Genomic DNA, 20,742 nt, shown 5'->3' on the forward strand with positions numbered 1-20,742 from the left:
TTAACCGAGTCCGGCCTTATTGGGATCATTACCTCCCAGCCCGTAATCACTCTGAATTTTTTCTAAGAGTTGTTGTTGCATTTCCGACGGTAATTGCTCAAATGGCACCTGCGGCAGTTTTATGGACTGTGACTTTCCGCCCCGATTTAATTCCAGTTGGGCTTTATTGATATCCGTTAGCCACTTCATTATTTTGAGTTGATGCAACGGATCGTTCGCCAACGCCGGATTTCCTGCCGTTTTCGCCATCAACGCATCTAAGTGCGCCATTTGTTGTGTATAGGTCATATCCTGCTTATATGCCGCATCTGCTCCAATACTTGCTGCCGTCAGCATAGGCGGCATATTGGGCGATATTTTAGCAGCGACAACAGAACCATTGGGTAATCGGATAAGGGTACTCCCATCCGTGCCATAGCCATAGGCTTGCGGTGTGGTGGAAAGTAAGCCGTGGTTGACCATCCCCACATTCGGATCAAGATAGAGCTGCCCGTTAATCTGATTATTACCCAGCACACTGGCTTTCACCGTAGGATCTGCTAACACGCGGTCAAACACCCCATACGCATTTTTAGACGCCTCAGTCGCTGCCAAATTTGCATCTGCCCGCGCCAGGTAAGGATTCTGCGTTTTTCCTAATGTTTCCCCATACCGCTGTTGCCAGTAAGGGGACTCCTGCATCCCTCTGGCTTTTAACAGGTCTTCTTGCTGCACCAATTGTGCCGGCGTTGTTCCCATCAGATGGGCATAACTTTCTAAGCCACCAATACTGTTTTTTGGCACCCCATAAATCCCGTTTTCCGTCATATAAACGGGGTGTCCCCCATAATTTGTTGTCGGGTTATAGGCCACTTTTGTAGGAGCACGTATGCCTAATGCTTCTGCCATATGATCCGCACTCGGCTGACGTGCCGGTTCTGTGCCCTCTTTTCGAGGTAATGGCGTATTAATACCTGGGTATTCCCGCTGTGGCACGATCTGTGGCGATTCTTGTGCGGTTGCCAGAGGGGTATTGATACCAGGAAGAACAGGGGGTTCCCGTGTGACTGTGGGCGATGTTGGCGGTATACCATGTTCCTGAATAATGGGGTCTAACAACCGACTCAGTTCTTGTGTATCCGCAGACGAAGGGGGACTGTCCCCGACAACTGTATCTGTCAACCCATTACGCTGCAAAGCATTACCCAGCGCGGTTAAACCTTGTCCCAAAAGGCTATCTTTAAAAGGTCTATGATTGTCGGAAAGCTGGGACTGACCGATCATATACTGCGCATAACCTTTATTTTCGAAGTACGGTCTTTTCGGATCATAGACAAATCCCATTGTCTTTGCTTGATCAAACAGCGTTTGATCATGAGGACTAATATAAGGCGCAATGGGTGTCGTGTTTGCCATACGTCCCCCTATTGTAATTGCTTGTTACCAAAATATTGCTGGAATTGACGCGACATATCCAATGATGGTTCCTGATAAGTGCCGAGTAAACCCGGAATTGCTCCTCCATAGGCGGGGTCATTATTCTGACTCGCAGGTTGTTGTCGCATTTGTAAGCCCATCGGCTGATCTGTCTGCGTGAGTTGCCTGTGCAGTTCCAGATATTGCCGTTGAAGTTCCTGGTCATTCCACGGCCCCGGGTCTGCCGACATGCCGTCTCGTTCAATTAGCGTACTGAGTCCGCTTAAGTAACGACCTTGCTGAAATTTATTACCCGCATAATCCGCTTCAAAACCCGCTCTCTGACTTCTCAAACGCATTGGATCAAGATACACATTATTCTGGTAACGACGAAAGCCGTCGGCTAAATTAAGGCCAACCCCTAATGCGTTCGCCAGTCCCGCCCCCATTCCCAGGGAACCAAAACCGCCCAGCGAACCGCCCCAGCTATCGCCTCTTGGTACAAACCCGTAAGCCATATTAACCCCCTAATATTTGTGCAACCCCATCAAACTGATCACTCTGGAATGCGGTCGATGTCGTATCATCCTGCATCCCGTTTTTCACGGTCTTCTGCATGGTCTGTATCAACGTATCTACCGGTGACGTTTCTTCCGCGTCAGGCTTAGGTTGCCGCAATAAATAAGCGGTCATACGTGGGCTACGGGTATACGTCACTGTGGGGATCTCCCCAAAATGTCGGTGCATTTTACTCATACTGCTTCCTCTTTCGTTGATAGTGATGATGACTTCCCGCCATCATCACAGGCAGACGAACCACAAAAGCCAAAGAGCATAGGTAAAACGACCGCTAGCGCCGTGGCTAACATCTGCATGTCCCCCATATCCGCTTTTGCCGTAGCACGTAAGGACTGCGCAAGAAAACCATAGTTCTGGCCTGCGCCGGCTAAATAGTCCGCAGAAAGCTGTTTGCGATTCATTACATCCCGTTCGAAAACCGTCGTAGTGCGCTCCAGTACTTCAAACGTGCGATCAAAGGCTTTCGTTCGTTCTTCTTCAAATGCCAGTGTCGTTGCCATTGTTGTCGCCATGATTTCTGCACGTTTAATTCTGGCCCATACATCACAGTTCAACCCATAATGATAACGGTCAGCCGTTTGCTGGGCCTCCATATACGTTTTGTTAGCCAATATTTTTGCATTGGTTCGTGCACGGCGCAGTATGCCTTCATAATCCGCTTTATACCCACACAACGCAAAGGCACATAACGCATCATGTAACTTATCGTCACACGGTCGCAACTTATCCGCCCAGGTATTCAGGTCATAGCCTTTATCTCGGAAAAATTTCGTTAAATCTTCCCAGTTATTTTCCGCATCTTTTGCTTTACTAATCAGATCCTTGTTCGTTAGCATTCCCGTCAGCGTACCAACGAGCGAACCTATCGCCATCCACTTTCCATCATCGCGGCGAGGAGGGCGAGGAACCTGAATAATCGTATTGGTTGAGTTAGCTGTATTATTCGTACCGTCAACCGTATTCTTATCTACCGTAACCTGTTGTACAGACTCCGCTTTCTTGCCCGGATCGGATGCCATGATACCTCCTAAAGTTCTGTCATGTTTGCCGCTAATGCCAGTTCAGATACAACAGCCGTCGATTTCACTTCAATCTGCCAACGACGCACGAGGCCCTGTCCGTTAATTCTAAATGGTTTATCGCTCCAAACAGGGCGATCTATTCTTATCCGTTCATTTCCCTGCAGAATTAACGCCACTTTGGGTGCAACAATATACGGGATCGCCGCAGAAGCATCAGGGTACTTCTGCAGAAATTCGCCCGTATCGGCAGGCGTCAACAAACGTTTATATTCCCGCCAGACCAATGTAACCCAATCCATATAGTCATGTGGGACATCTTCGGCGTCACTGTGAACGACACCGACCCCCATTGATTCAGGATTTGTTGCTGAAAGAATGGCCGATTTCCAGGTGGCTTGCATGGCATAGTCATTCTGTTCCCAGTCAAACACCATCGAACCTAATGCCACGGCCATACTCGTTTCATCGCCAAAATATAATGCCTGTGCCCGATAACTGAGATACACCAAGTCTGTTTCTGCATACGCCTGATCATTTGTTCGCATGGGGAACATAATCGACTGACTCTGTACCTGATCCGTAAACGCAAAAATACGTTGGTCATAAAAACCCAGTACATAGTTCTGTGGTGACATTCTGAGCCACCATTCTTTATCCATCCAGTTCGCTGTTAACAAACCAACACCCGCGCCGGTGACAACCGCTATTCCCTCTTCACTGCAATAATAGACTGACTCCCCCACACACATCACACCTTTCACACTCAGACAGGGCATTCGCCGGTTAATACGCGTGATCGTTAGTTTATCGGGCAATTCCCCCGCAATCACAAAGGGAACTCCTTTTGTCAGTACCACAGCTTGATACGCGCCTGTCTTTGTTCGATAAGAAACAATACGAACAATCTCATCATCTACAACTAGAGTATTGGCTTCAGGAAACGCATGAGGTTGTTTATGTGCCGAAACATAAATATGACGCCCCGACCAAACTAAAATCGCCCCATAGCCAATATTGGCTACTCCCTCGGCACAGGGCACTGGATACCATGTCTGTGTCATTAACGGATTGCCACCGGCGAACAGATCAGGACAAAAAACAAAAGCCAGTGTCTTTGCCGATTGTTCACCTATCTGTGCCATTTCGGCTTCTTTATCTCCCACCAAAAGCATATACCAGCGGATCGTCGTGGCATTGACTGACGGTTTTTCTGTTGGCACCAACATGACCGACTCTGCATAGGGAACGAGGATCGGTTCTGAATAATCACTTGGCCCAGACTCTTCTCGGCACTCCGTCACCCAAGTATAACAAAAGGTCAGTACCTGTGGTGGCAGTTCCTGATTCGGACAGTCCTGTGCGGGTTCCTTCGGCAAAGCCTTTTGCCAACAATCTTCGGGGACGGGGATATCATCCCGACATTTTTGCCCTGTCAGTTGCACGTTAGGAGCCTTGATCGGACGTGGTATACCTAATGCCACTGGCCCCGCTTTGTCTGTTATCCATGAATAGCCGCTTCGCCACACCTGATTGTCTCTAACAAAAAGAAAGGATTGCGGGCCTGCGATATGAATGGGATCTTCGGCAATAGGTATCACCTGTTCGAAACCGAGCCATGCGTCACCAATTTTATATAGGGCTTTCACATTACCACTCATCGGTTTTCCTTCGATATCCACCGCATTATATAGGGGGCGAGGCGCACGTAAGGGAACAATGGCTCCCGAATGAAGTAAGCAATTTTCGGCAAAGGCGGCAAAACCCACACCCAGTTTATCTGACCGGATTTTAGGAATGACCCCCTGAAACTTTGTGATCCTCATTGGTAACTCCACAGGGTTTACGGACTAATTCTTTGATACCCGCACAATCAATAGACACCGTGTCTGTCTCGCAATCATAAACAAGCGGATACGCATAGTTCGGGCGTGACTCCCGTGCAATTGCCCGAATGGCATCCACGGAGCACACGGTATAAACAATCCGGCTTCCGACCGGGAAACACCCCTGACGATTTTGAAAACGGGATATGGTTAACGTATCTCCGTTTCGACCTGTCACAATCACTTCCTCACACCCCGGATCACACGGTGGGTTAATCAACGCATGAAATATCTGGCCTGCCTGCATTTCAGGAAAATGCCGCCCTTGTCCGCTACGAAGTTTGACGTTTCCTGATTGACAAAAGGATTCTCCCAATGTACCACTTCCCAACAGATCACACGGCAGCGCAAGATACTTATTCGGACATGACGGCATCGTGACTCCTAACTGGTCTGCTGTTTCAATAATTCAAGAATACCCGTTTCTGTCCAGACAAATGTAATACAGTCCCCGGCACAATACGGCATCCTTCCTCCCTCGATACCCCGTTCAACCGCGATAGTATCCGGGTACGGTTTTTCATCGTAATTTGTCGTATGATGATATTTTACGACTTCCGCACGACCGGGGCCTTTCAGGATTAAATACGTATGATTTCCAACCCCAACGGCATCAAGGTCACGTGTGTGTCCATTAGCAATATTCAGGGTATTCTCTGATGCCGTAATATATTGATCGAGTGTCCCTGAAAACGTCACGATTGCCCGGAACATGGCTTTGCCTCCCCATCGATGTGCGTAATGTGTCCTGCTGCGTCTACCGTAATAATGGTGTCACAAGACAACGCATAACAGCCGGGTGTTATACAACCCCCAATACCTTTATCGGTACACTGTGCGATCATTTCGCATAGCTGTGCGGGATTCCAGTCAAAATAAAGACAAGTGCCTGCCGGCCAGGATTGTGCAACTGTACTGTCTGTGCCCCGTTCTACATGCAGTTTATTGCCTGACGCCCCATTCACCAGAACCACTTCATGCTTACTGCCTATCCCCTTCATGGTCAAATAATAATGAGTGCCCGCTGCCGGCGTCATGGCACCGGCTAATCCCAATGCCACCATGAGAAATTGATCTGACGGCCCAATATTCATAGACAATGTAGTACTTAAGGCATACTTCGTTTTATCGATCATGGCAAGCTCCACAGGCAATAACCGGTGTGGTATCTTCCGGCCATACTTCTAAATCCGGCACATAACACTGTGTTTCATATTGGTTACACGCACTGCTGCATTCCTGCATCACTGCCGTCGTCGCATTCACGTTGGCGATCATAAACGGTTTATAAAAATAAAGCCGTTTATTGACTGCAACATGATTCACGATCAATTCGCTTTCATAATAGCCGGGTGGCGCTTTTAGGAACAAGTCGGGCCAACGGAAGCGTACTTCCCCTTTCGGTGTAACAGAGATAGCACACATCGCCCACTGCCACTGACAATGGCTTATCCGTCGCAAACGCATAATCATGGATTGGCGTACCCAGACATCATTACGTTCCTGCGTGTAAAAACGAAAATCAAAGAGCCGTTCTATTTCACCCGATTGAATACGTATCGCCTGACGCGCACTGAATGTATAACAGGGTTCCGGTTTACAGGTTTGTTCAGGACAGACTGGCCCCGGAGATTCACATCCCGGATCATAAACGGGTAAAGCACGGGGATCACAATCGATACCACACGCACTGTCCAAATGTGTTCCTGCCCGATTAATCGTATACGATTTCATAGGAGTCTCCTGGCTGATGTTCTGGTACGCCGGCGTACTCTTCCCGAGTGCATTTTGGGACGGGAATTAGAAAAGTTCATAATCCGTGACGCTTTCGTATCCGCAATGGCATCATGAAACTGACGGGCTGCAAGTTGTGCCACGGTGTAATCGACCATTTGTGACCCATACATACTGTGTAAGTATTGTCTGGCGCCATCCAGTATCGGCATACGAAAACGTGTTAAAAATTCTTCCGGGATCTGACAATTATCAATACCTGTTATCGCCCAGGAATAATGCACTAAAACACAGGCTCCCTCATGATAATCATCAAACAATTGCACCACATTGTACTGGCCGTCACGTGCCCAACGTGTCGTTGATTCGTCATTAACCGAAACGTTAATAATGCTACTGATAAGCTGGTCTGCAGGGAGATCCAGCCAGTACTCACGCACGCCTGTCTGATAGGGTATCTGTAGCGTATCCGTGAATATTTCCGTTTCGAGCATGAATGTTTTCATGGATTCCACTAAGGCCAGTTGCGCCTGTGCGGGGCCGACGCTTCGACACATCAACTGCAACGGTGCGACTAAATCACTGACGACTGCCATTGATTACCCCCAATAATAAGAGCGCATTCTGCCAGTGCACGTGCCCTTTTTCCGTATAGACTGTTGATGTTTTGTCGTAAGAATATGCATAAAACATCATAATCTCTTCCAGCGCGGGAAGCAGATCATCAGTCAGTGGAATATTCTCATCTTTGGTCACCGTCGGAATATGAATACAAAGTCCCCGCACTTTATAATGTTCATGTGGACTGACCGGATGGGCTTCATATTCGCCATCGGCACGATTTACTAAATATAATGGGCCGCCTTGTCCATTACATAAAGTTATATCCCATGCAGAAGGTGTTTCTTCCGTCGAGGCCAGATATCGGATACGTCGTCCAGCGCGGTTAGTCAGTGTATAGGGTGGCAGAAAAGCCGTACAGGGCGTGTGCAGCAAACCATCGGCAGGCAGGTCATACATGACCATCTCACCAAATTGCTGTGGATGGTAACGCCCGATAACCTGTAAACTGTAATTAACTGCTATAAGCAGATCCACTTCTTGCCAATGCGTGTACGCATATCCCGGCTCTTGGTCTTCAAGGCGACGGGATACACGTTCAATCACGCTATTCGTTGTCGCCATAATCGCTCCGAAAACTAAAAAACGTCTTTCGACATGTCGTTGAGATCTTGTATTACAACAGCATCATTTCCCATACGCGTTTCATCATAGAATGCTGACACAACTTCATTGCCGTTGCGGAATCCATGCGTTGGCAGCACAGGTTCGACAAAAAGACGTGCCCCTTGTACGGTTTCATGGAATCGGCGCTGCTGTATTTTTTCTTGATTAATCCGTAGTGCTTCCTGTAAATCGTCATGCGTATAGATATACGTAATATCCGGTACGTTCGCTAAGATCACGCGATCAATGGGACTTTCTGCATCAAAAGGCATGATATGACCATACGCATCAATAATGGCTAACGGCGTTGCCCCCGGTGATACGGGAGGTTTCATGCGATCACGAAGCGCTGTCACGTTCTTATCATTCCCGCGAACCTGTAATAATTGATTCGGGTTATGACGTATCTGTAATGCCGTACCCCCTCGCTGAAAATGGACTCGCTTACGCGGTGCTTTGGATTCAGTTAGTGTATCCTCTGGTATCTTATGAGACACAATATCCAATCCTTCATTGGCTTTTTGCTGCCGAGTTTGGGGTGTTTCATAGGCTAACATTTTCGGTGATTCACTGACTTTCTGCCGTCGGGTACGTTGTGTGATTTTTTCTGCCATGATCCGCTCCTGAAAATGAGGGGGAGTCTCATTCTCCCCTTCTGATACACCTTAATTAAGTGGCTGACACTCTGGGTCGGGAAAGATTGTTTCACAAGGCGTCGGTGCACAGTTACACGGATGCTCATCAAAGTATTCCGTAATATCCGCATAAATGCCTACACAAGCATCAAACGGTAAGTCCTCTTTAGATGGGTTTGTTGCCGCGTTAAAGGTATTGACCAGATAACCATTCGTGGTTGTTAGTAAGGGAACCGGTAAACCACTTCCTGTTCCGCCTGCAGAAGCGCCACGCGGAACCTGTATCGTTACCGTTTGTGACGGCACCGTGATCGTTCCTATAACCGTCTTACCATCTGTTGTGGTTAAATTACTTACCTGAATTTGCTGTTCTGGAATAACCACATCGACGGGCGTCGTGTTGGCTGTATCCAGTTCTACCGACATCTCATTTGGTAATTTCGTTCGTGGATCTGGCAAGTTACTGGTCGTTGGCACGTATCCCAGATAAAACCCTGGTTTTGCTAAATCAACCACTAACGGCTTACCTTCACCATCGACTACGTTCAGTTTATCTGCGCCCGTTACTTTTCCTGTTTTCGCCTCATACACAGACAGTTCCACAAACGGTGTTAATGTGCCTGCCCCCACACGTTTTACGTGATAGACAACGGCATTAATCAGCCAGCCTGTTCCCAATAAGTGTGTGGCAATTTCTGCACCATCGGGCATTTTAAAGTCTGATTTCTCGCTAAGTCCCGGAACTTCATATGCCCCAGTATAGGCAAAGTCTTGGGTATCAATATGTTTTTCTAGCTGATGATTTCGTTTCTTCTGATGCCCTGCCGGTTGTACGGGCAAAACATCATTGAATGTTGAAAACAGCGTATCATCAATCCGGCGAAGTACGTTGCCCCCGTCGAATAAGCCAAAGCGTTTCGCTGACATATCTCCTCCTTATTTCTTCAGGGTAACGTACATCACTGCCAGAGCTTCAGGGCGCATGAGTTTAAACCCATAAACCTGCAACCCCTGCCAATAGGTTGCAAAATCCGTGGCATCCGAATCGACCACACGGTTGTAATTGATTTGCGTGATCATCAAAATAGCATCTTTACGACCAAACAGTACGGTATAACACCGATCCCCAGTATCAGGATCGATATATGTTGGTGCTTCATGGGTAAACACAAACGTGTATCCCACCATATCGGGCCAAATTTCCCCATTCATTAAGACAATCGTTTTTGCCTGACCGGATTTTGACGCATCGTACAAAACAGAATCAGGACGATACATCATCGGTTGTAGCGCATACGGTGTGACAATAATAAAAGGGCCATTAACACCCTGCTCTGCTAATACCGCACGGCCATTGGCAAGTTGTTCACCGATATTAGTGGGTGATAAAACGACCGGATGGCCTAGCGTCCCTAAGTTATACTGTCCAGTACGTTTACCTGCGCACTGTCCCTTATTAAAAGGGGAAACCTGCCAGGGCGTCTGAATGAGAATTTCGCGGGATATCGACAAGTCCATTTTGTTCGATGCGTCGTCTTTCCAGGAATTAACCCAGGTATTAATATTATCGATTTGTCGCGTATCAATGTAATTGACTTTCAATGACCAGTATTTCGCCCGGTCAATCGTCATACGAAAGATATCCGTCGCTAACGTACTGTGTGTTAACGGCTGGTTCTTCTGATAATCGAAGATTTCCGCCTCTGGTTCACGGCGTAAAATAACTTCGTTACCTGTGGTACTGATTTCTTTCGGAATATCCACAGCCTGACTTGTCGTGATTTGCGCGGTTATGCCTTTCATTTTAAATCGTGCAATCAGCGCTTTCCCGATAATCGGATTCGTCAAGAAACTGTAATTCGGGTATCCTGACGCGGCTGGCACTACACCCATCTGTCGCATATGAACTCCTCAGTTTATGCTATGCCATTAATCAACAACATGCCCTTGCAACATTGCCAACTGGAACTGATCTTCTATCTTCTGATAGCGTTCCGCATCCATTTGGCCGGACATAAATGCTGCGTAAGCCTTATCGTATTCGCGCTGACTCAACACCTGTTTGCGTTGAACAGGCGGTGTGTTCCCCAGCGCGGTGCCCTGATAATTGACCGGCTGATGGGATTGCCCTTGACTGCTCTGATTGAGACCACTACGGAATGTCTGTAATAAATTGATCAATCGTTGTGCATCACCCTGTTTCCAGGCCATATCCACGAGTTTTCCATAAGAGTAACCTCCGACAGCTTCTGAATTACGAAATGCCGTAAAGGCGGGGTGCGCCGTTAAGGTCTCTACATCAGGCACCTGAGAACGAATGATAATGTTCATTTCCTGTTCCGGTGTCATACCTTGTGAGGCCGGGTTACTCTGTGATGCTTTCAGTTGATTAAGTTCACTTTGCAACCGAAATTGTTCCTGCGCGATACGCTGTAAATTTGGTGCCATACTCTTAAGTATCTTTTGCGTCTGTTCTGCTGCTTGTTTCCGAATATATTGTGCAGAGTCACCGTAGGTTTTTTCTTCTTCGGCAGAAATTTTAATATCATCAAGATTGACCTGTGGTATCAGTGACTGCAAAAATTGCTCTTGTTCTTTCTGTTGTTGTTCGGCTAGTTGCTGCTGTCTGACCTGTAAATCCTGCTGTTGCTGGTGTTGCAGACGCTGATTCTCTAGCTGTAGACGTTGTGCTTCAAACAGCTGTTGTTGTTGTTGATTGTGTTGCATCTGCGCTAACAACGCACTTAAATTCGGGTCGGTGATAACACCAGGTGTATTCGATTGCCCTGATGGTGGCGCGCCTGCAGTAGATGACAAGCCTTTAATATTACCCTGATCATCAAAAAGACTGATAACATCATACTCATTCTGACTTTGGGCATTCTGTTGTTCGGATGACTGTCCCTGAAAGCCGTTCTGTGCGGGTAGCGACGCTGAGGGTGTCCATGTCGGTGTATTATCCTGTGCCGCAGGAGACTGTCCCCACACCGGCTGATTTGTATCATCATTAAATAAACCTGGCATAATGGCACCTTAACTGTCTAAGTCGTTTAATATCTCTTTCAGGACAGCAACGCGTCCTCGGTTAAAATCATTTGCATCCGTATTTTCATACGCTTCACGGGCATCCTGTAATGCCTGTTGCAGACATTTTATAAACTGCTGAAAACCTTTATTCTGTTTTAACGCGGTTATCGGTACTTCACGATTACTGATCATAATGTTCCTCTTACCGTCACGATATAGTCCACCACGAGCAGGTTTAAATCCACATCCTGCTGTTGGTCTAAGGCAAACGCATAAGTACCCGGTAACGTACTGACAAATTGCGGGCTATTTGTCGAGATTTTAAACTGCTTACCATCTACATTAAATGGCTGAAAATCAATGTTTTTGACCGTATCACTCTTTTTGGGAGCATAATAGACCAGATAACCGTGTGTGGAATTATTGGTCTGTGCCACGCTGGCGATCAATGTCTGGGGTTTATTATTCTCACCAATGGTGAGGACTTTTGCATAGCTTTTTGCCATTACAGTTTCTCCATTGGGGTTATAAAGAGCACTCGCAATACTGTTTTATACGCCTGTAATAATCGTCTACGTTCTTCCGTTGCCGGATAGGCTTCGTACTGTTCACGGGCCTGGGCCAATTGCGCTTCTAAGAACCAGCGTATGTGTCGGCCAATGACGTGATTGCGTAATCTGTTAATTCCTCGATACTGTTCATCCGTAATCATAGTGCCTCCTGTGAAATTGCGCGATACACTATTAGAGATTCCCGATATTCTTCCGCCAGTTCCCCTCGCTGTTCTAACTCGGCATAATTTTCCGGTATTTCTAAATGCTCCCGGAGTAAGTCGTAAATCGCGTCTGCTTCGGACATACTTCGAAAGGTCACAATGGCTTCCTGTAATTCCGTCATGATACCCCCCTACAAAATGAGATTCGATATCGTATTTCGGGGTTTGCCATCTTTGTCTCTCACCACACCGGTTAAGATATTAGATAACAAAAAAGCGGCAGCTAAATTCTGATTTAAGGACTCATAACTCGGTAAATCCGAAAAAGCATCCCCATAACTTTCCACAGAAAGCTGTGACATTCCTGAACTTTCATTCACTAAATCCCCTGGAAATACCGTTCCAGTAGGGTCCAAATCCAGATTTTCATACGAACATGCCTGAAAATTCTGTTGAGGACCTTCAAACACATAATCCTTGCCTACGATGCCCCACCATGAGGAGTTCGGTGTATTCGTAAATGCACTCGGTGCATACATATTTCGGAAGACGCAACCATAAAAAATCGCGTTTGCGTTTGACGCCCCATAGATACCGTAAGTATTCCAGCGTTCCCAATTATTCCCATCAAAGCCCGAATCTGCTTTCGGTGTGCCAGGGTCATTGTAACCTTCACACATAAAATGCAAGCCCTGACAATTTAGTTGTGCTCCCCCAATGGGACTTGCTACTGAAATACTAATTATTTTTAGCTGATTATTGTAATTCACGTGGAAATAAATTTTTGGCCTGACAATATTTTTATGTGTCCACCATCGATAATATCGTCTTTTTAAGGTCAATTGGGGTACTTTATCCCCATCTACATATGGGTCGCCGTATGGCATTATCGTTCGTGTAGCTCCATTCGTTACCGTGAAGCCGGGCCAGACATATTCGCCACCACAACGTAAATGGATCGTATTACTCTCATCAGCTCGCACGCGATTTATTGCCTCTTGTAACGTTTTCAATGGTTGCGCTCGCGTGCCAGAGTTCTTATCATCCCCCGCGACCGAATCCACATACAAATTTGTCACATCGGCTGTTGCCTGCACCCCGTAATAGAGTCCGTCTTTCCGAATGCTCAGTAAATTACCACTGTCCGGCGACAGTTTGACGCCTAACGGGTCAGTGACAAGGCCCGAACCGGTCAAGCTCTGATTCGTACTGATTTTGACTTTATTATTTAAATTATTAATCAAGGTCTTTATGACATTGGGATCATTCACAATGGCATCAATAATCTTCTGTAAATCAAGACCTAAGCAATTTCCTTCCGTACCGTCACCGGTTATAAAACCAGTATCCGCAACACACACTTTGACTTTATTGATTAAGGCTTTCTTTATATCATCCATCGATAATGTGATGGCATCGCACTGGTTATCAATCTTGATATGTAACCCTTTATCATCCATTGTGATGGAATCAATCACTTTCCAGCAGACACGGGTAAAATCAATATTTAAAGGAATATCATCACCGTTTCCTGTCAGCGGGCTATCCCGGTCAATCTTGACCTGCCGTAATGCAGCCGCGAGCACTTTAATAACTTTACCGTCACCTAAGACTAATTCGATATTACCGTTCGCATCGATACTGCCACTGGTTACCGTCGCATCATCCAGTAATTGGCCTAAATTAGCTGTTACTTTACTGCCGTCACCTAACGTCAGTTCAAGATGATTATCCTTCGTTAAGGCTGCGCTTTTGAGCGTTTTTTCTGCAATAGCCTCAGTAACCGCTTTTGTGAGATCGACGGTTAACTGTGTACCATCTTTCAGTGTCAGCGTCACGGCCATGCCATTCGTCGTTAAACTCTGTGGTATAATTGACGCGAGATTAACTTCATGGGTTTTACCCGCCTGATCCACTAACGTGATGCGTTCACCATCAAACGATAAAGCCTCAATACCCGGAATAGTAATGTCACCATTATGAATGGCTTCTTTTACTAATTTATCCAGCTCATCACATCTTATGATATGGGTTGCCGGAGCGAGGACATTCCCCTGACAATCTAATAAACCTGCCTGTATTTCATTACAGATTATCTTCTGATTAATCACCGACTGAATATAATTACTGATCTGCTCAAACGTTAATATAGGGGAACAGCAATTAGACATATCTTTCTCCTAACACTTCGCGTTGTTATACAACATAGCCCAAACATGTTCCGTCGTTACAGGTTCTATCACCACTGTTACATGGCCTGCCGGTGTTTTTTCAATATGAAAACCACACAGATCTGCCCCGTATGCGATCCCGACGGGTATATCTATGATATATTCACCCGGAGGGATCATCATGCCACTGCCACGCCAGTGTTCTAGAATAGCGTTATAATCTGTATCACAACCTATCTGACACGCCAGTATTCTCTGCACACGCAAGATTATCGCTGACTCACAAAATGGAATATCCTCACAAACCAAATGGATCTGACTCAAGGTATTTACAATAAAACGGTACTCCGATAATTTATTCGGTCTATCATCCGTATCACTGGGTGTACCTGAATACTTCATGTTTTTGATCTGAGTGACCTGACAGCAGGGATTTTTATTCTTTGCAGGAGGTTCACAGACATCAGGTTCAAAAAATGTTGTGATTGAAAAATCAAAGTATTGGCATTTTACCTGCGCCATACTATCCTCCTAACGAATGATTCATCTGCTTAATCGTTTCGAGTGCCTGCGCACTTCGGCCATCCAGAGGTTGTGTATAATCACTATTATTCATCGCGGGTGCGCCCTCTATCGTCCCACTTTGTCCTGCTCCCACATTGTCTGTCATCCCGGTCAGTGAAGCGATAATTCCCTGATCCTGATTCATGGCATCCTGTAACGCAATATCGGGTAATCCTTTTGTATCTACCCCCATCTGTGATAATAGCTGTTCTAGAATACGCATAATAAATGCAGACGGCACTTCAAATCCTCTTGCAAACGGTGCAAGCGACTGCAAGACCCACGTGAGATTACCTTGTTGTTTTTCTTTTTCCTGCATCCCACGGACACCACTGGCTCTGACATTCACATCCCCCTTCAGAGAGGGATTGGGATTAAACTGTAATTCAATATCTACAAAGCGTTGTATTACGGGTTCAATCACCTGATTCTCCGCATATAGTAAGGGCTGTTTAATCGCCTTGCTGGCCTGATTTAACATCATGGAAACGCCCCCTGATGTTCTACCAATCGTTGCGGCCCCTTGTGTCTGCCCAAATGCCAGCCGGGGTATTCCAATTAATTCATAGGCAGACGCATGGGCTTTATCAAAAATACTCCACAGTTCCCCAGCAAGACTGGGGATAGTATAAAAGCGGTAAGCCGGTGCATTCTGACTAAACGAATCTTGTTTAACCGGCGTAATCTTACGCGGATAAATTTCAGTCGGATCGCCCTCACCTTTCACACGGGCCGTATCCACTTCACCTAATGGGCCAGCGGAAAAATCCATATTATTCACGAGTGCCCGACCCGCTGTCGTACATTGAATTTGAACATCTTCAATCGTTTCAGGAATACTGCTTCCCCAGAGTTCGCCCGGTAAATGGTAAAATGCGGCTGTATAAAATGGCCGCCGCCCCAACGGATCGGGATTCAGAACACATTTGATAATCGTACCGGCCAGCACCCAAATTTCAGACTCATAGAGTCTGTATTCATTACTGATATCAACACCATATTCTTTTAATTTCGCGCCCTGTATTCGTCCATAATGGATCAATACATCATAGATACCGATCAAAGATAAATCAGAGACACTGGCAATCCCGGAGTCACCTAACGCATCCGGCTCTATTTCGCTGCCAGTTGCCTCATAAGGTAAAATGTACTTTTCATGATCCTGCAATACATAAAATATCGATTCTGCATCAAAACCGACGGTTCCTGACATATCGAGAAGCTCACTCGACGTGAGTCGCTGGCGTTCGATAATGTATTCACAGGACTGTAAATCTTTGGCATTTGGGGATGGGAAAAAATTAAAGGGCGAGATATTGTATACGCGATGAACCATCTTATCCTGATAGACCATTGCCATACCGTCCCATTCTTTCATCTTCCGTGTTTCATAAACCGGGCCTTTCAGAATGGCTAACGGGTATATGACATAGTTATACAGCCATTGACTGAACTCTGTTTTGAAATTTGCCATTTTCAGCTTTTGCAAAACAACCGGATAAAGATTATCCGCTGCGGTTTTCGCCGCTTCGTTATAAAACGTCAGCGCCGTTTGCGTCATATTCTTTAACAGGTTCGTAAATAACGATTCATCGCCTCCCGTCATTTCAATGATACGTTGGATATTTGTTTCAATGGCATTCATTAATTCATCCTGAACAGGCGCAGGCAATTGAGCGACGGGATCTGTTTCTAAAACAAAAGGCTGTTCGAGAATAGGATCAAGTACTTCCTCAACCTGCGCATGAACATTTCGGGTGATCGGGCCGGTAATATTCATAGCGACCTCAATCTCATCGTCCTCTGGATCTACTGGCACCGAATCAATCTGTCCTTTCATCAGGTCAAGGCAACGCTGACAACGGCGATGCGCATCACTGTTTGACGATGCAGCTTGTGTATAACGCGCAACGATCAAATTCCCCAGTGTCGCATTCATCTTTTCCTTACTGCGTGACAGCTTTGCCATCGTGTTTACACCCTGTATTTTTTGCTACGGGCAGGACAACCCGTTTTACGATTACCACAACGAGCGTAATACATATTACCTCCTATCTTAAACGTGATATTAAGTGTGGCGCATTTATCAGAAGAAAGTTATAAACAACCGCCATATCGGGTTCTTTCGTTGCCAGAAAATAATTCTTCACAATGTCCGATGCCGATCCAAAAAGTAAATCCCATACGGTTGTCATATGTGTTTCTATGGGAATTAACATCTGACAAAGCGCAGTAACAGCTTCGGGCAGTTCTGTCCCATTATTCGGGCTTCCTTCAATAGTATTGCACATTTGCAGCAGATCATTAACATTTGATTGAATTCTGTTCAGCAGAACACGCGTTCCATCAATATCTAACCCCTTAATCATGCTCTTTTCCTCCGAACAAAATGATAGCGAGTGCGTGGCTTTACCCGTTCATCCGGTGCATTGTCGCTGCGACCATTCACCACATCATAACCCAGACATAAGTACTGTAGTGCGTCCATTAGATCCGACACCCAACCAATATGGGATTTTGTAGGTGTCTCCATTACCGCATCCGTTTTGCCCTTAATATTCTCATAAATATACTTGTCATCGATTGCCTTAATCGTCATGACGCAGTTATCACATATCTGCAGCATAGGTGCTCCCTCACTGTCTAATGTCCGTAAACGACGACTGACCGCTTCAATACGTGGCTCCATTTTATTCCTGGTATCCCACGGGACTGAGATTGGAATTTTTCGCTGTCGCAATACGCCAAAGGGGGACAGTTCTACGGCTTGTCCTTTATCTGCCCCAGCCGGGTCACCCCATGCGCTAGCAATAACATTACGGGGATATTTCTGCATGAGTACAGGGCGACAATAACCATCAAATAACGTGGATACGGCCATTGCCTCACCCATCACTTCATCAGTGATCACAATCCGTCCCGTCTTCGTACCAATGCCTATTAGCATGACTGGAGTGCGTCCGAAATCAAAAGCGAGATAAACCGGAGCACCATCAGGAATACGAACACTATTGCGGGAAATAACGTGAAGGGGAACGCGAAATTCAGGAAAAACCACCTTACCGGTTTTCAGCGGTGAAAACTGCCCTTCGACATAGGCCCTAATATAATCATCTGAATTTCCCAGCATCTTATAATAATAATTATAGCCATCAGCCAGATTATGAATATTTTCGGCTTTCGGATTCGGTGTCCACTCACCTCCGGGATCTTTCGGTCGTAATAGCGCAGGGGGCTGTTTGAACAGTTCAAAATACTCCCGACCAATTTCGTGCTCTATTTTTTTCCAAATAGGTTTTTTTTGTAATGACCAGGTATAAAGCCAGTGACTTTCTTTGGGACCATTTGTAGTAAATAACATTCCTGTCCAGGTAGGCGTACCACGGACAGCAGACGGATAACGTCCAACACGTGTTGAAATAATTTCAACAATTTCTTCGGGTATCTCTGAGGCTTCATCAATCATGACACCCGTCATCTCTGCACCCAGCGCATCCCCTAATGCGGCTTCACTGTCCATTGCGGCAAACTGCCATTCACTGTGAATACGCGTTCCATCCGGTAAATCCATCTGCCAGGTCGCCAGAATATTGGGACTTTCCACCACATGACAGTAATTCATGAGGCCGCCCATTGCCAGTTTAAACGTTTCTAATGTGTTACGTTTTAACTGTTTGTTTGTATTGCGAATTACCACCCATCGGGTATAACGAATACGGTCTGCATTGGCCGGTGACTGTATTAGAGAACGGATAATCAAATCTTTGAAGGCATAAGTGGTTTTTGCTGACCCCGCTGGGCCAATCACCCCCCGGATATAAGCATTACTTCGGTGCATCTGTAATAGCGTTTGATGTTTATCAAAACTTAAGTCTACTTCCAAACGCGCCATTAATCCGCCTCCATATCAATCACGACTCCCTGTTCAGATACGGCTTTTAACTTGGGTGAAAATGGACTCTGGTCACCAAAATTAAACACGATATTCGCCGCTAAACCAGGGTTTATCATATCGCCTTTTTCATTACGTGGTATCGCATCGGCAATCTGTGCCATTGCGGTAAAGGCCCGTACACGATCCGAATCTCTTGTGTCCTTATTCATCACTAAATCGTGTATGGCATCTAATTGTGCATCAACCATTAATTTTGCTCTGGCACGCAACATTCCATTAACATCTTTCTCCATATCTTTTCGGAATGTTTTGACCAGTAAAGCAAAATCGTCCTCTTTCAGTTTTAAAAGCACATCATTATCAGACAGACTATACGCTTTACAAATAAGACTAATTTTATTATCACCAAAATAAGCGATATCTCGCGCCAATGTAACATCTGTCGCCAACATCGTCTGTAGTTCGCTGCGTAATCGGTCATGAATAACCTGACTTGACCTTTCACTATCAGGGAATGTTCGCTCATCAGACCAGAATTTTGATGTCTCGTCCCAGGGTTTTTCCGCTAATTGACTAATTACCGAAAGCGGATCATGCTGTTCTTCATCAAATAACGAAAAAGGAAAATCATCTGGCCCCAGCATAAGATGTAGTGGCTTATCACCAAATATACGCAATTCCTCAGAGGTCATATGTCCTACCCTAACGGTACTATTATTAAATCAGCACAAAACTTTCCACGTTATACCACATTCGGCGATGGCTGCATTTTTGCGTCAGGCTGTTCCTTTTCTAACCCCTGTTATTTTGGTAAAGGTTGCATCTTTCAAAAAGGGTGTGCTCTCCATTTTGTCCCTGATAAGCAGCCACATCCTCCCCATCAAACTGGTGAGGGTAATGTTTTTGCAGAAAACTGTACCCTCATGTATGTTATTGTGGGTGTTGCCAATGTAATACGCAACCCCATCACATACCAACCTATTTCACAAGGCGCAGGCACCATTGTTGGTGATGGAAATAATGATAACCACTCCTGTCAAATATCCAGTACTATTCCGTATACAAAAGGACAGGTTATTTCCGATTGTCATGTGAGTCAGAATTGGAAACAAGCCTCACAGCCCGATGGTTTTACCCACGATACAGCCAAAGTCAAAGACACCTCCTGGGGGATAAAATGATCCAATTAAAAGACAGTGAGTCCCTTTCCGTTCGAGTAACCGATTGTGCTACCAATAAAAAAGAAATAAATAACACACAGTCCTATCAATCCAACTATAACGGGAAAGTATATCAGCCTCCGGTAACCTATCAGGGGCGCACCAAAGGCGATCCTATTTATCGTTAATATTAACGATATTCGCTTCATGCAGGAGTTGAATGATTTGATTAACCGTTTTCCAGATCTCCGTTGTACTGGATGTGGCATCCAGATAAGACATAAAACTGGTACGGCCTTTAAGCGCTGGTACTACATAAAGACCATCGCTTTCTAAGGTGAGGCTATTCCCTGCTTTTTGCGAAATTGTCAATCTGACGTTATTATCAGGAAATCCTGATGAGTCAAGGGGACTAACAAAATTTATCGGCACCTCAAGCCCATTGGACGTCATATGCAATAAACTATTAGAACTAGCGAGAACGTTAACTCTATACGGATCGTCTTTTGTTCCTGTTCCGGCAAATGATTTATTGTCAAAGAAGAGTTTTCCATCCGTATTTATGGAACTGAACAATCCGTCCTCTTCTAAAGTCAGTGTATTTCCCGCTTTCTTCGAAAGATTCAAATAGACATCATAACCCTGGTATACCTTAAACGCGTTTGAATCAAAAGCTAATGGCGCATAAATCCCATTAATACTCCAACTCACAATACTCGGCGGATCACTGTTAAT

Annotated in this window: 28 protein-coding genes; 2 read left to right on the forward strand and 26 right to left on the reverse strand. The window is 45.7% G+C overall.

Annotated features, from left to right (window positions below; genetic code table 11):
• From PSI23_RS11055 to PSI23_RS11175, 25 genes are all read right to left on the reverse strand, one after another.
• Positions 1-1,395, reverse strand: a complete 1,395-nt coding sequence (locus PSI23_RS11055) for a hypothetical protein (protein ID WP_273555137.1) — start codon at positions 1,393-1,395, stop codon at positions 1-3.
• Positions 1,396-1,403: 8 nt separating this feature from the next.
• Positions 1,404-1,913 carry a hypothetical protein gene (locus tag PSI23_RS11060; protein WP_273555138.1) on the reverse strand — a complete coding sequence of 170 codons (510 nt, stop codon included), beginning with the start codon at positions 1,911-1,913 and terminating at the stop codon, positions 1,404-1,406.
• A gap of 1 nt (position 1,914) precedes the next feature.
• Complete coding sequence (locus tag PSI23_RS11065; RefSeq protein ID WP_273555139.1) at positions 1,915-2,151, reverse strand: hypothetical protein; 237 nt, start codon at positions 2,149-2,151, stop codon at positions 1,915-1,917.
• The gene (locus tag PSI23_RS11070; protein ID WP_273555140.1) at positions 2,148-2,993 is read right to left on the reverse strand and encodes a hypothetical protein; all 846 of its coding nucleotides are present in this window, start codon (positions 2,991-2,993) and stop codon (positions 2,148-2,150) included. The genes PSI23_RS11065 and PSI23_RS11070 overlap by 4 nt, the downstream gene beginning before the upstream one ends.
• 8 nt (positions 2,994-3,001) lie before the next feature.
• Positions 3,002-4,819, reverse strand: a complete 1,818-nt coding sequence (locus PSI23_RS11075; protein ID WP_273555141.1) for a hypothetical protein — start codon at positions 4,817-4,819, stop codon at positions 3,002-3,004.
• Positions 4,785-5,255 carry a hypothetical protein gene (locus PSI23_RS11080; RefSeq protein WP_273555142.1) on the reverse strand — a complete coding sequence of 157 codons (471 nt, stop codon included), beginning with the start codon at positions 5,253-5,255 and terminating at the stop codon, positions 4,785-4,787. Before PSI23_RS11080 ends, PSI23_RS11075 begins: the two co-directional genes overlap by 35 nt.
• An 8-nt stretch (positions 5,256-5,263) precedes the next feature.
• A complete protein-coding gene (locus PSI23_RS11085; protein ID WP_273555143.1) occupies positions 5,264-5,593 on the reverse strand; it encodes a hypothetical protein in 330 nt (109 codons plus the stop codon).
• Positions 5,575-6,015 carry a hypothetical protein gene (locus tag PSI23_RS11090; protein WP_273555144.1) on the reverse strand — a complete coding sequence of 147 codons (441 nt, stop codon included), beginning with the start codon at positions 6,013-6,015 and terminating at the stop codon, positions 5,575-5,577. Before PSI23_RS11090 ends, PSI23_RS11085 begins: the two co-directional genes overlap by 19 nt.
• Positions 6,005-6,613, reverse strand: coding sequence for a hypothetical protein (locus PSI23_RS11095; protein WP_273555145.1), 609 nt, complete (start codon positions 6,611-6,613; stop codon positions 6,005-6,007). Before PSI23_RS11095 ends, PSI23_RS11090 begins: the two co-directional genes overlap by 11 nt.
• A complete protein-coding gene (locus PSI23_RS11100; protein WP_273555146.1) occupies positions 6,610-7,209 on the reverse strand; it encodes a hypothetical protein in 600 nt (199 codons plus the stop codon). Before PSI23_RS11100 ends, PSI23_RS11095 begins: the two co-directional genes overlap by 4 nt.
• On the reverse strand, positions 7,193-7,798 hold the full coding sequence (locus PSI23_RS11105) for a hypothetical protein (protein ID WP_273555147.1): 606 nt from the start codon (positions 7,796-7,798) through the stop codon (positions 7,193-7,195). The genes PSI23_RS11100 and PSI23_RS11105 overlap by 17 nt, the downstream gene beginning before the upstream one ends.
• A gap of 14 nt (positions 7,799-7,812) precedes the next feature.
• Positions 7,813-8,454 carry a hypothetical protein gene (locus PSI23_RS11110; RefSeq protein ID WP_273555148.1) on the reverse strand — a complete coding sequence of 214 codons (642 nt, stop codon included), beginning with the start codon at positions 8,452-8,454 and terminating at the stop codon, positions 7,813-7,815.
• Positions 8,455-8,505: 51 nt separating this feature from the next.
• Positions 8,506-9,402 carry a hypothetical protein gene (locus PSI23_RS11115; protein ID WP_273555149.1) on the reverse strand — a complete coding sequence of 299 codons (897 nt, stop codon included), beginning with the start codon at positions 9,400-9,402 and terminating at the stop codon, positions 8,506-8,508.
• Between the two features lie 9 nt (positions 9,403-9,411).
• Positions 9,412-10,377, reverse strand: a complete 966-nt coding sequence (locus PSI23_RS11120; protein WP_273555150.1) for a hypothetical protein — start codon at positions 10,375-10,377, stop codon at positions 9,412-9,414.
• Between the two features lie 27 nt (positions 10,378-10,404).
• Positions 10,405-11,499 (reverse strand): hypothetical protein, encoded by a 1,095-nt coding sequence (locus PSI23_RS11125; RefSeq protein ID WP_273555151.1) that lies wholly within the window; start codon positions 11,497-11,499, stop codon positions 10,405-10,407.
• Between the two features lie 9 nt (positions 11,500-11,508).
• The gene (locus tag PSI23_RS11130) at positions 11,509-11,694 is read right to left on the reverse strand and encodes a hypothetical protein (protein ID WP_273555152.1); all 186 of its coding nucleotides are present in this window, start codon (positions 11,692-11,694) and stop codon (positions 11,509-11,511) included.
• Complete coding sequence (locus PSI23_RS11135; RefSeq protein ID WP_273555153.1) at positions 11,691-12,008, reverse strand: hypothetical protein; 318 nt, start codon at positions 12,006-12,008, stop codon at positions 11,691-11,693. Before PSI23_RS11135 ends, PSI23_RS11130 begins: the two co-directional genes overlap by 4 nt.
• Positions 12,008-12,214, reverse strand: a complete 207-nt coding sequence (locus PSI23_RS11140) for a hypothetical protein (RefSeq protein WP_273555154.1) — start codon at positions 12,212-12,214, stop codon at positions 12,008-12,010. The genes PSI23_RS11135 and PSI23_RS11140 overlap by 1 nt, the downstream gene beginning before the upstream one ends.
• A complete protein-coding gene (locus PSI23_RS11145; RefSeq protein WP_273555155.1) occupies positions 12,211-12,399 on the reverse strand; it encodes a hypothetical protein in 189 nt (62 codons plus the stop codon). The genes PSI23_RS11140 and PSI23_RS11145 overlap by 4 nt, the downstream gene beginning before the upstream one ends.
• 9 nt (positions 12,400-12,408) lie before the next feature.
• A complete protein-coding gene (locus PSI23_RS11150; protein WP_273555156.1) occupies positions 12,409-14,388 on the reverse strand; it encodes a hypothetical protein in 1,980 nt (659 codons plus the stop codon).
• Between the two features lie 9 nt (positions 14,389-14,397).
• Positions 14,398-14,910, reverse strand: a complete 513-nt coding sequence (locus tag PSI23_RS11155) for a hypothetical protein (protein WP_273555157.1) — start codon at positions 14,908-14,910, stop codon at positions 14,398-14,400.
• Between the two features lies 1 nt (position 14,911).
• Positions 14,912-16,921 (reverse strand): hypothetical protein, encoded by a 2,010-nt coding sequence (locus tag PSI23_RS11160; protein WP_273555158.1) that lies wholly within the window; start codon positions 16,919-16,921, stop codon positions 14,912-14,914.
• Between the two features lie 82 nt (positions 16,922-17,003).
• Positions 17,004-17,321: a hypothetical protein gene (locus PSI23_RS11165; RefSeq protein WP_273555159.1), complete on the reverse strand. Its 318-nt coding sequence runs from the start codon at positions 17,319-17,321 to the stop codon at positions 17,004-17,006.
• Positions 17,318-18,844 carry a terminase large subunit domain-containing protein gene (locus PSI23_RS11170; protein ID WP_273555160.1) on the reverse strand — a complete coding sequence of 509 codons (1,527 nt, stop codon included), beginning with the start codon at positions 18,842-18,844 and terminating at the stop codon, positions 17,318-17,320. The genes PSI23_RS11165 and PSI23_RS11170 overlap by 4 nt, the downstream gene beginning before the upstream one ends.
• Positions 18,844-19,539, reverse strand: a complete 696-nt coding sequence (locus PSI23_RS11175; RefSeq protein ID WP_273555161.1) for a hypothetical protein — start codon at positions 19,537-19,539, stop codon at positions 18,844-18,846. The genes PSI23_RS11170 and PSI23_RS11175 overlap by 1 nt, the downstream gene beginning before the upstream one ends.
• Here PSI23_RS11175 and PSI23_RS11180 point away from each other — a divergent pair, their 5' ends adjacent.
• Both PSI23_RS11180 and PSI23_RS11185 read left to right on the forward strand, forming a co-directional pair.
• Positions 19,540-20,028: a hypothetical protein gene (locus PSI23_RS11180; RefSeq protein WP_273555162.1), complete on the forward strand. Its 489-nt coding sequence runs from the start codon at positions 19,540-19,542 to the stop codon at positions 20,026-20,028.
• Positions 20,025-20,195: a hypothetical protein gene (locus tag PSI23_RS11185; RefSeq protein ID WP_273555163.1), complete on the forward strand. Its 171-nt coding sequence runs from the start codon at positions 20,025-20,027 to the stop codon at positions 20,193-20,195. The genes PSI23_RS11180 and PSI23_RS11185 overlap by 4 nt, the downstream gene beginning before the upstream one ends.
• On the opposite strand, the gene PSI23_RS11190 is transcribed toward PSI23_RS11185, so the two are convergent.
• The coding region (locus tag PSI23_RS11190; protein WP_273555164.1) for a hypothetical protein at positions 20,182-20,742 on the reverse strand (561 nt) is incomplete at its 5' end. The genes PSI23_RS11185 and PSI23_RS11190 overlap by 14 nt on opposite strands.

The sequence above is a fragment of the Xenorhabdus yunnanensis genome (assembly GCF_028598805.1).
Taxonomy (GTDB): domain Bacteria; phylum Pseudomonadota; class Gammaproteobacteria; order Enterobacterales; family Enterobacteriaceae; genus Xenorhabdus; species Xenorhabdus yunnanensis.